Annotated in this window: 13 protein-coding genes and 1 pseudogene; 5 read left to right on the top strand and 9 right to left on the bottom strand. The window is 32.6% G+C overall.

All coding sequences use genetic code 11. The features are described from left to right. A pseudogene (locus tag VK91_RS23110) lies at positions 1-258 on the top strand (hypothetical protein); the annotation flags it as partial. 430 nt (positions 259-688) lie between these two features. Here VK91_RS23110 and VK91_RS20125 read toward each other — a convergent pair. The 4 genes from VK91_RS20125 to VK91_RS20105 all read right to left on the bottom strand — a co-directional run bounded on the left by VK91_RS20125 (position 689) and on the right by VK91_RS20105 (position 3,934). Further along, positions 689-1,711 carry a hypothetical protein gene (locus tag VK91_RS20125; RefSeq protein ID WP_048395416.1) on the bottom strand — a complete coding sequence of 341 codons (1,023 nt, stop codon included), beginning with the start codon at positions 1,709-1,711 and terminating at the stop codon, positions 689-691. Positions 1,712-2,064: 353 nt separating this feature from the next. Continuing rightward, on the bottom strand, positions 2,065-2,721 hold the full coding sequence (locus VK91_RS20120) for a hypothetical protein (protein ID WP_048395414.1): 657 nt from the start codon (positions 2,719-2,721) through the stop codon (positions 2,065-2,067). Between the two features lie 358 nt (positions 2,722-3,079). Further along, positions 3,080-3,622 (bottom strand): sigma factor-like helix-turn-helix DNA-binding protein, encoded by a 543-nt coding sequence (locus tag VK91_RS20110; protein WP_048395412.1) that lies wholly within the window; start codon positions 3,620-3,622, stop codon positions 3,080-3,082. A gap of 129 nt (positions 3,623-3,751) precedes the next feature. Then, a complete protein-coding gene (locus VK91_RS20105; RefSeq protein ID WP_048395410.1) occupies positions 3,752-3,934 on the bottom strand; it encodes a hypothetical protein in 183 nt (60 codons plus the stop codon). A 153-nt stretch (positions 3,935-4,087) separates the two neighbouring features. On the opposite strand from VK91_RS20105, the gene VK91_RS20100 reads away from it, so the two are divergent. Further along, the gene (locus VK91_RS20100; RefSeq protein WP_048395409.1) at positions 4,088-4,300 is read left to right on the top strand and encodes a hypothetical protein; all 213 of its coding nucleotides are present in this window, start codon (positions 4,088-4,090) and stop codon (positions 4,298-4,300) included. Positions 4,301-4,467: 167 nt separating this feature from the next. After that, complete coding sequence (locus VK91_RS20095; protein ID WP_048395407.1) at positions 4,468-4,821, top strand: hypothetical protein; 354 nt, start codon at positions 4,468-4,470, stop codon at positions 4,819-4,821. Positions 4,822-4,844: 23 nt separating this feature from the next. Here the strand turns inward: VK91_RS20095 and VK91_RS23105 are convergent, their stop codons facing one another. Then, a complete protein-coding gene (locus VK91_RS23105; protein ID WP_231595742.1) occupies positions 4,845-5,240 on the bottom strand; it encodes a hypothetical protein in 396 nt (131 codons plus the stop codon). A gap of 638 nt (positions 5,241-5,878) precedes the next feature. Here VK91_RS23105 and VK91_RS20080 point away from each other — a divergent pair. Next, positions 5,879-6,445 carry a hypothetical protein gene (locus VK91_RS20080; RefSeq protein WP_048395405.1) on the top strand — a complete coding sequence of 189 codons (567 nt, stop codon included), beginning with the start codon at positions 5,879-5,881 and terminating at the stop codon, positions 6,443-6,445. 531 nt (positions 6,446-6,976) lie between these two features. Here the strand turns inward: VK91_RS20080 and VK91_RS20075 are convergent. The 4 genes from VK91_RS20075 to VK91_RS20060 all read right to left on the bottom strand — a co-directional run bounded on the left by VK91_RS20075 (position 6,977) and on the right by VK91_RS20060 (position 8,974). Then, positions 6,977-7,327 (bottom strand): multidrug efflux SMR transporter, encoded by a 351-nt coding sequence (locus tag VK91_RS20075; RefSeq protein WP_048395403.1) that lies wholly within the window; start codon positions 7,325-7,327, stop codon positions 6,977-6,979. A 12-nt stretch (positions 7,328-7,339) separates the two neighbouring features. Continuing rightward, positions 7,340-7,654: a multidrug efflux SMR transporter gene (locus VK91_RS20070; RefSeq protein ID WP_048395401.1), complete on the bottom strand. Its 315-nt coding sequence runs from the start codon at positions 7,652-7,654 to the stop codon at positions 7,340-7,342. Between the two features lie 4 nt (positions 7,655-7,658). Then, the gene (locus VK91_RS20065; protein ID WP_053075735.1) at positions 7,659-8,189 is read right to left on the bottom strand and encodes a TetR/AcrR family transcriptional regulator; all 531 of its coding nucleotides are present in this window, start codon (positions 8,187-8,189) and stop codon (positions 7,659-7,661) included. A gap of 560 nt (positions 8,190-8,749) precedes the next feature. Next, on the bottom strand, positions 8,750-8,974 hold the full coding sequence (locus VK91_RS20060; protein WP_048395399.1) for a hypothetical protein: 225 nt from the start codon (positions 8,972-8,974) through the stop codon (positions 8,750-8,752). 101 nt (positions 8,975-9,075) lie between these two features. Here VK91_RS20060 and VK91_RS20055 point away from each other — a divergent pair. Beyond that, positions 9,076-9,552 (top strand): hypothetical protein (locus tag VK91_RS20055; RefSeq protein ID WP_048395397.1); only part of this gene is annotated, 477 nt, incomplete at its 3' end.

The following is a 9,552-nucleotide window of genomic DNA, read 5'->3' as shown; positions in this document are numbered from 1 at the left end:
CAACTGCAAGCTATAGAATATGGAGTTTCTTACTCTTTTTCAAAATCTAGAAGTATTAGCTCTTCACATGCTATGACAATAGAACCTGGTTATTCTGGATATTGGAGATTTGATCCAAAAGTGAGAAAATCAATAGGTACTTTAAGAAACCTTCTCCATGGACAATTTATGTCAGAAACTTCCGTAACTACAATGTATCCTACCCACCTTAACGGTCAATTAGATGGATGGTTGGTTGCAGTAAAAACTAAACTATAACTATAATAAAAAAGGAGTAGCGAATGCTACTCCTTTACGTCTTTATAAACGAGCAACTGGCGCTTTTTAAGTGCCGTATAGAAGATATCAAACACTGACTCACTGTGATACAAGCCACAAATCATTTTCTTACTTCGACTGCCTGCCAACCTATTTGCTTTACTCCTTGCATGAAGAAAAGCTCTCTTTTTTCTAAATTTCTTTTAGGTGGTTCGGCTCTTTAAGCTTCTCTCTAGGTTTTTAAGCCTTTTAAAATTAGAGCATGAAGTAAAATAAAGCAAAAATAAAATAACCGTCTTAAAACAAACGTAAATGGCCTATAAATTGATTTTTTCATACAATTAGAATAAAAAACGTTAACTTCGCCATGCTTCTAGGATGAAAAAGCACAGCAAACTAGAGGCATGATTTTTCACCATTCCTCATTGGATTAAATATTTCGTAACTTGGCCAAGATTCGCTCACGTTCTTGTGCAAAATAGGCTTTCTTTTCTTCTGTTACTTCTTCTTCTTGCTCATGACGCGTCGCAAACCATGCAGGGACTACTTCTACTTTTCTACTTTTCTCTTTTTCAGGTGCTGCAGATGAATTCGAAACCGTTAAATCGTTGATTTTGTTGCGAATAATGGCACTTAGTAAGGCTAAACGGTTGGTTTTCACGTATTGATCGCTCGCTGAAATGGCTGCATCTAAGGATTGATACATAATTGTTTCTAAATGGCCGTTAGACAGCCCTAGCTTGTCCTCTGCTTTGATTTTTTTCAATGACCCATAGATAACACCCACAAAGGCTTTAAAGCCCTCTAAAGAGCCTGTACGGGCTTGATAAAGATTTTTTAAACGATTATAAAGATTATTTTTCTGATTAGACGCCTGCTTAGTAGACGTCTTTATATCTTTTATTGTTTTAATTTGGTTATTATAGTTAAGAGTCGAATTTGAGCCATTTGACGTTGATATAACAGCGTTTTGAGCCAAATCCTGATGTTTATTTTGATGTTTATTTGGTTGTTTAAATTCATCTTTAACGATGGCAATTTCATAAGAATTAAGATGATAAACTTCACTTAAAATGCTTTCAAAATTCACATGTTGCACGTCCAAGATGACACGACAACCACTATTCGTTTTCCCTGATCTGTTTCTAGACAAGATAAATAGCTTGGATTGCTCCATATACTTGAAAGCTGTTGAGATTGTATTGAAACCAACCTCTAATTTTTTGCTCAAATGCTCTCGGCTTACTTTGATAATGCCGTTGTATGTAAGATCATAAATCAATTTTTCGAGCACTCTATGTACTTTCCCACCAGGATAAATTCCTTGAGTTGCTAGTACTTCTTCTAATTGCTGCAGGCGCTCTTCTTTGAGTTGCCGATTTCCTTTTTGATTGCCATATGTCATAAATGTTTGGACTGCTTGATTTGGTGTAGTTTTTAGTTTATTTTTCATGGTAGTTGCTCCTTTTTTGAAGCAAAAAAGCGTTTCACATCGTGTCTTCTGACGATGCAAAACGCTTTAGATTATAAAATAATCCTCAATGACATAGTAATTAACTGTTGACCATTATTAAAATTCTTAATAGAATGACCTATAGATACTTTGTATCTCTATAACAATTAAAAACAGTCATTTCACGATAAGCTGCATCGTATCTGTATCATACGATAAAGCGATTAACAAAGGACGGCAATCCGATGTTAGTCACTGTGGAATGGCTTTTTTACGTTCGATTTAGTTATTTTCACCATACGCTAAAGTTAGCAACTTGTAAATATATTCTATGACTATTAGTTTCTATTAGTTTATTGAATAGAGCCATGTCGCTTGAAAAATTCTAGTAGTGCGACCTCAACTAACTGCGATTTTTTTATATTTAATTCATCTGCAACCCGGTCTACTTCTGCCACTAAATCCTCTGAAATATAATACGTTTTATTTTTTCTACTTCTCGTATTTAATTTCGCAATCTCATTAAAAATTGGTAACTGTTCATGCGAGTCCTCTTGCTGAATTCGCTCTTGAATCATCTTTTTTAACACATGAAACTCGTTTTCTGATAGGCCAATGGCGTTCAAAATCTCTAGGTTTTGCTGACTATTAGTTTCTATTAGCTCTTTATTAGGAGTGGTGACGGCTACCTCTTTATTAGTTTCTATTAGTTCATTATTAGTTTTTATTAGCTCTTTATTAACTTCTATTAGTTTTCTATTCACTTTAGGAGTTTGCCTTGATGATACTGCTTTTAACTGTGCCAATGCTTCATTAAAAGTCATATCTTTATCCGGAACATCGGCGTCACGTTGCCATTCATGTTGCGATTTATTATAGAAGTACCCTAATGAATTAAATACTTCTCGTATGGTTGTATCACGTGTATTTAAAAACTTTCTAAGCTCTTTTAACGATTTTTTACTCGCAATAAGCTCAGAAACGTTGTTGTCTTTTGTCAGCTCCCACATACTATTCACTCTCCTAATAGTTTCTAATATATTAGTTTATATTAGTTAACTAATAATACTATTACTTTTCTCTCCAGGTAACGGTACAAATGCTGCCCATTTTCGGAGAAAAAAAGAGTGGAGCGTTTTTATACAATTTTTTCACTTTCAATAAGTTCGAAGAACGAAGGTACTTTTCTAAATTGTTTTGTTTTAACAACCCTAATGATCATTAACGAAATTTCCTGTTCCAAATCCATCCTATTTTGAAAACTGGTCTGATGTAAAACTGATTTAATTTTAGGCTGCAACATATCTAGAACCTCCTGTTGGAATGCCGTACTTCTTAATTCACTTAATTCATTTATTGGCATCAACATCACCTCGATTTTTTTGAATACTCCTGCCTAATTTTTTGAAAAGCCTGGTTTTTAGCTTTATTGACAGCTTGTTTTGAAATACCTAGTTTTTTTGAAATTTCTTCTTCCGTTAGATTATCTACAAAAATAGAATGCAGAATATATTTCTTTTTTGGTCCTAATTTCGAAACAATATTATAAAGTTGCTTGTCCTCGAAAATTACTTCCAAATGAGCGAAGTCAGAATGTATCCATTCAGAATCATCATCAATACTTTCATCTGGAATTAAATCGATGAATTTGTTCTCACCCTCATTAATGTCATTATCTAATGTTAACTGATTAACTTGGTTAATATGACGGATTTGTTTGTCATATCTTTGAGATTCAAAATACAAAACATGGGAAAAATAACTAAGTAATTGAATTTTTCTAACGTGGATTTTGAATAATTTTTCAATAGTGTCTCTCCTATGAGTGGTAGGATTCTCTAAATAACTTTTATAAAGCTTACTTACTTTTTCATCTTCTAAAAAAGATTTTAATAGACGATTTTGAACCAAAAAAATCAACTCCTATATAAAAACAGAAACATATGTTCTATTTTATAGCAAAAAAAAGAGAAATTACATCCATAATTGTGTTCATTTTACATTTCAACATCGCAAAATAGCATTAATGGGAATACCCAATTACTTATTTTTATTTTCTTGGTTTTCTTTTTGTAATAATAATTGAACCGCATTCGTGTTATTATTCACGGCTTCTGCAAGCAATCCAAGTGATTTATCGAACTTCCAAAAAATCAGTAAAAAAGCGACAATTGGAAATCCTGTATTGCTAATCAAACCAATTAAGAATTCATATTCTCCCATCGAACCCCCCCTTTCTTTATAAAGGGAAACTCATGGACGTTTTATCAACCATAAAAAAAATATCATTATGGTTGTCAAATGATCATGGTTTTTCCCTTTATAAAGTATGGAATGAATTTCAAAATTCATATTAACGAAGGGTGGATAATTCCAATGGAAAATCAAAAAATTCAAAAGGATGTAAATGTAAGTTCTCAAGACTACCTTACATTCCACTTGATTAACGTAGAACCCAAAATGCAAGAACTAGTTGCAGCAGAAACTAAAAAAGCCAGGGCAAAACTTCAACGAGAAATCGTAGCCATTATTAAAAATGCTGGATATCATCGTGAAGCGACGCAAATGAAAGCTATGTTTAATCTGTAATTTCTCTCATCATTTACTTCAAAAAAACTCCCTTTATCTATTTGGATAAAGGGAGTTTTTTTGTTAAGCGCAAATAGTTTTTTGAATATAAAGATTTTTTTAAAAAAGAGTATTTATAACTAACACTTGTTTAATAATGTTAATCTATTATAAAAAAGGGTGATAATTTGTCAAAAAACTCCTATAAATATTTAAAATATGTAGCATTACTTCTTGTCATATTTCAATTACTGTATTTAGGAATTCCCGATTCTGTGAAGCCTGTGTTGGTTTATGAGTACATTATATTTTTCGGATTAGCTTATTTATTTGCTATTCTTCAAGATTTTTTTAATCCAAGTAAAAAAACAGATCTATTATTACGTGTAGCTATCATCATCAGTTTAATTGTCTTGGCTATTACATCTATCTACTATAAAGCCACGTTCTCAATTGCTTTTTCTGTAATAATGTTTATTGCGTTCAGTTTTTCATTATATGTAACAATTAAGATAAACAAAAAAAACAAGCAAAAGGATTAATACCTTTTGCTTGTTTTTTAAAATTAATGGTACGAATATTTTGTTTGTGTTGAGTAAGTAATATTGTTACCACTCGCACCTACATACTCCACTAAGTCTGTAGTTGTTAAAATGTGAGTACCATTACGCTTCGCACAATCGTTTAAAACGGATTGTAACTGGTTTTTATTCGGATTTTTTAAGAACATTGCAACAAATCCAGTTATCGTAATACCAAAGCCAACAACTTCCAAAACTTTTGCCATTTTTGGTGCAATATATTTAGCAAAAGCCGTTGCTACTAAGGCTACGCCCACCGAAGCAATGCCTAACCCTAAATCATCTGGACTGATTTTACTGTTTTCTTTGTGTGCCGCAGCGAGGAAACTTTGTACTGTTACAACCTCTGTTTCTCGTCTTACCACTTTTGATGTTGCCATTATATATATCCCCCTATGTTGTATGAATTTGTTAGAGTTGAACAACCTAACACTCTATAAAGGGGACTTTCAATTTGATTTAACAACTTTTTTTAAAAAAAGTTTTATTCACGTTCATACATTTTAGGTTTACATAACATTAGAAAAAGGCAGTAACGTCAAGGGGTGATCCTTTGGCGTTACTGCCTTTTCAGTTAGATTACAAGTTATTGTATATACAGTATTTTATACATCTTTGATTTAACAGCACTTTTTAGTTAAATTACTAGCTGCAGCATGTATAAAATAGCGTATAAAACAAGCAGGTTATTTTATTTATTGACTTTCTTAGGTTCGCTCATACTTACCTTTATTTTTTGTCTCTCCAATTCGATTCTCTCGAATTCAGCCTCTAGCTCCCTCTGCTTAATCAAATATTCCTTTTTTATTTGATAAACCTTAATAGCACTGAAAACTACAATAATAAAAGCAAATATCAACATTAAAAGTTGTATATTTGAGAAATACAATTAGGCACACCTCACATTCTTTATTATATTATACATTTATATGGTTTTTATGTATAATAATGTAAATAATACATTTTAAAAACCATAAATGTATTATTTAACCAAATACATAAAAGGAGAATCGTTGTAATGAAAAAGTTGAATTTTTTTATTTGCAGTTTAATACTTACTTTGATTGTATCTACAGTTTTACCTAATTTTGCGCATGCCAATGAACTAGCAAGTAAAGAAAGTGCTTTAGCCGAATCAATATTATATAACTTTAATACAAAGAAATTAGAGTTTGATGAAGAGACAGCCAAAGAAAAATATCATTTCACAGATGAAGAATTAAATTATTATGAATCACTAGAGTCACTAACTCCTAAAGAGGTTAATAATACACTTTTAACATTAGGGATAGACATGGAAAATTACGATGGCGACATCATCTATAAAGAAAATGAAGATGGAGAAATAACACCATACGCTGTTGTAGCATGGCTTGCAGGAATTGGTTTGGTTTCTTTCATTGGATATTTTTTCTGGGATCGATATCTTACACATAAAGAAAAAATGAACTACATGAATAGATGTTTCGATCAGGGTGGAAACCCAATAATTGATTCAAGAGATGACGCAGGTTTAAATGGACAAACTAATGCAACAGAAGCTAGGAAAATTGGGGGATATAATTTCGCGTGTGAAAAACCATAATGAACACTTAACGGCTGTTTTAAAGCAGTCGTTTTTATTTTTTTGATTGAGCAAAGCAACAACTCTAGAAAACATATAGAAGCAAATAAACGTTTGAAGAAATGCACTTTTAAAATTCGAGCAAAGCGACAACAAATATAGTTGCTTATTTTTTGAAAAATAACAGCTAAATATTTGTAAAGGTAGTAGGAACTCCCTACCAAGTCAAAAACAGAGTTTTTGGGGAGTGTGCCCACACTCCCGTTGCTTGCCCTACTTTAACCTTGAATTTTTTACAAAACTAAAAAAGTAGTAAAATGCTACTCTGACTGAACAAATGATTGATATATGATCGTTTTTAAATGGCCATGAGAGAGGATTAGCTTGTTTTGTTGGAGTCCAGTCAGATTTATGTGGATTTACAACGTGAAGGAAAGAGAAAGAATTGTGACCAAACTGCGCTTTGGGAATGTTCTGTTTTATAATCTTAGTGAAATAAAAAAATCACAATAGTCCTCTACTTTTGGAATAGAGTGCTATTGTGATTTTCATTTAATTTGATTGTACAGCTGGAGCTGGTTCTTCCTGATTTGAAAAATTCAAAATCACAACACCCACAATAATAAGTAGAATAGCGGATACTTTTAGCAGGCCTAGCGGTTCATCCCAAATGATAAAACCGACAAATGCTGTGAGAGCTGTACCGACACCTGCCCAAACCGAATAAGCCACGCTGAGCGACATTCCACGCAGTGTTAAACCTAAAAATGTGAACGACAATAAATAACCCACAATCGATCCAACTGATGGTAAAAAAATTGTAAAGCCTTCCGAGTATTTCATCATCGTTGTGCCAAATACTTCTGTAACAATGGCTAATACTAAATATAGATACTTACTCATTTACATAACCCCTTACTTACTTAAATTTAATAGCACTACACCGAAGATGATGAAGCCAATACCGATGAGTTTCTTTCGATCAAAGCCTTCTTTAAAGACAAGTACACCAATCGTTGCAGCTAATGCTGTACCAACGCCTGACCAGATGGCATACGCGACGCCAATTTCAAGCTCTTTTAAGGTTAAAGAGAGAAAATAAAACGCTGCTGCATAACCGATGGTGACACCAATATATGGACCATAGCTTTTCGTCATACTTGTCACCTTTAACATCGCACTACCAAAAGCTTCAAATAAGATGGCGATGCCTAATAAAAAATATGTCATATTGTTATTCTCCTTCTGCTAATCGATAAAGTCTTTGTTTGATGGCTTGCATCTCTGCCGCTGTTAAAGGGGCAAGCGTAGAAAACTTGTTATAATAAACGCCATCGATTGTTAGTCGAATTAAATCAACGGCTGTGTCATCTAAGTCATCTTGTTTTAAATGATTTAAAATGTTTTGGTAAACTTCCTGCACGTTTTTATTTTCTAAAAACGGAACCACCATTGAACCGACATATAAATCGCTATGTTTACTTAAGTCATCGAAGCACAAGGTAATGTAGGCTTTTGTATAACGGTTTTTCGTTTCTTTTTCGACTAAAATGAAAAATTCCTCTGAAAACTTTTCATAAATATCTTGCACAATGCCTTCGATTAACGCCTGTTTATTTGGAAAATGGTACAGTAATCCACCTTTACTGGTGTTTGCATTTTTTGCTACGGCGTCTAGTGTTAATGCATTGACCCCATCCACCTGTAATAATTGAATGGCACTATTAATTAATGCTTCACGCTTTTCCTTCGCTTTTTGACTCATAGGAACCCTCCTTCTCACTATTTAAATTATACCGTCTGGACGGTCTTTTTTACAAGTGTTTTATTCATCTACATTCGAAATAACGTTCCCAAATAAAAGTTTGGACACACACCAAAAAGCCACGAATGTTGTTAAATCAACGTTTTATGGCTTTTTTAATGAATATTGTTTATACACCTTTTTATACAAACAGAGTAAACGTTGATGTAGCAGCATTTTTACTTACTTGATTTATTCTTCACTTTGTATAAAATCATGTATATTTCATAACTATTTTGAAAACGTCATGCTAGACGTAAAACTAAAACTTTAAAAGGTACTGTTACCACTAAGACTAAAAAATAGTAGAAGCCCTAAACAGTAAATAAGATCAGCAACGGTGATTTTATGCCAAGAGGGTTCGGGTCAGCATGGTTGTCAATCCAAATTTGCTCCTTATCCTCCCTGATCCCGTCTCGCAAATTCAGATGACAACCGCCATATGCCCCTCTACCTACATAGATATATTGACTAAAATAAAAAAGAGTAGCTTTTGCTACTCTTTCCCATTTGTTTTAACATTATTTTTTTTCAACCATATCTCGAACAAATAAAATAATACCAACTATAAAAAAAATTACACCCAAAACAACCAAAACATATCCTGAATTAAAAAAAATATTATAAAAAGTTCCCTTATCTGAAGACCCTAAATTCAAAGTTAATATAGCAGTAACAATATATTGAGTTGAAATCAAAATAGCTGAAACGACAAAAAACAATGTTCCTAAAATTTTGTGATTCAATATACCACCCTTTTCCTTTTTTGGTAATTTTAGTTGACTTTGAAATCTTTTCCGTTAAAGTTAATTATATACCATATATTTCAAGAGGAGGAATATATTATATGAAATTGAAATCTATTTTTTCAACTGTCTTATTGGCTTTTACAGTATTTTTCATCACGTCATTTAATGCCTCAGCTTCTGAAAATGATATACCAGAAAATATGGAACACACAGCTAACCCAAATATTTTTTATGATACAGACAATCAAAAATACTTTGATAAAAGAGAAAATGGATATATAGACGAAGTATATAGAGTTGAAGGCGGAAAAGTAGTAGAATCAATTTCACCAGAAGAATTTATTCAAATCGAAGAAACCGAAAAAAATGAATTTACTCAAGATAGTTCAGACATAGTTTCTCCAATGGCCGTTACTTGGAGTCATATTTACAAAGAATCTAGTAACTATGAAACAAGAATATTCGGGGGACGTGCAAGTCTTATCCAAGAAAACCCAGGACCTGGTTCTGACACTCAAACTCTCGCTTACCAATATACTGAAACTTATTCTACTAGCACTAACCTAACTAATTTA

Source organism: Lysinibacillus sp. LK3, from assembly GCF_001043675.1.
Classification (GTDB): Bacteria; Bacillota; Bacilli; order Bacillales_A; family Planococcaceae; genus Lysinibacillus; species Lysinibacillus capsici.
The sequence above is the reverse complement of the archived record's forward strand: the minus strand, read 5'-3'. Positions and strand labels throughout refer to the sequence as shown.

Excerpts from the sequence above, each read along its gene's own strand:
- VK91_RS20075 (WP_048395403.1), bottom strand. The coding sequence starts at position 7,327 with ATGAGTAAGTATCTATATTTAGTATTAGCCATTGTTACAGAAGTATTT.
- VK91_RS23105 (WP_231595742.1), bottom strand. The coding sequence starts at position 5,240 with ATGGCAACATCAAAAGTGGTAAGACGAGAAACAGAGGTTGTAACAGTA.
- VK91_RS20105 (WP_048395410.1), bottom strand. The coding sequence starts at position 3,934 with ATGGGAGAATATGAATTCTTAATTGGTTTGATTAGCAATACAGGATTT.
- VK91_RS20125 (WP_048395416.1), bottom strand. The coding sequence starts at position 1,711 with ATGAAAAATAAACTAAAAACTACACCAAATCAAGCAGTCCAAACATTT.
- VK91_RS20065 (WP_053075735.1), bottom strand. The coding sequence starts at position 8,189 with ATGAGTCAAAAAGCGAAGGAAAAGCGTGAAGCATTAATTAATAGTGCC.
- VK91_RS20080 (WP_048395405.1), top strand. The coding sequence starts at position 5,879 with ATGAAAAAGTTGAATTTTTTTATTTGCAGTTTAATACTTACTTTGATT.
- VK91_RS20100 (WP_048395409.1), top strand. The coding sequence starts at position 4,088 with ATGGAAAATCAAAAAATTCAAAAGGATGTAAATGTAAGTTCTCAAGAC.
- VK91_RS20070 (WP_048395401.1), bottom strand. The coding sequence starts at position 7,654 with ATGACATATTTTTTATTAGGCATCGCCATCTTATTTGAAGCTTTTGGT.
- VK91_RS20120 (WP_048395414.1), bottom strand. The coding sequence starts at position 2,721 with ATGTGGGAGCTGACAAAAGACAACAACGTTTCTGAGCTTATTGCGAGT.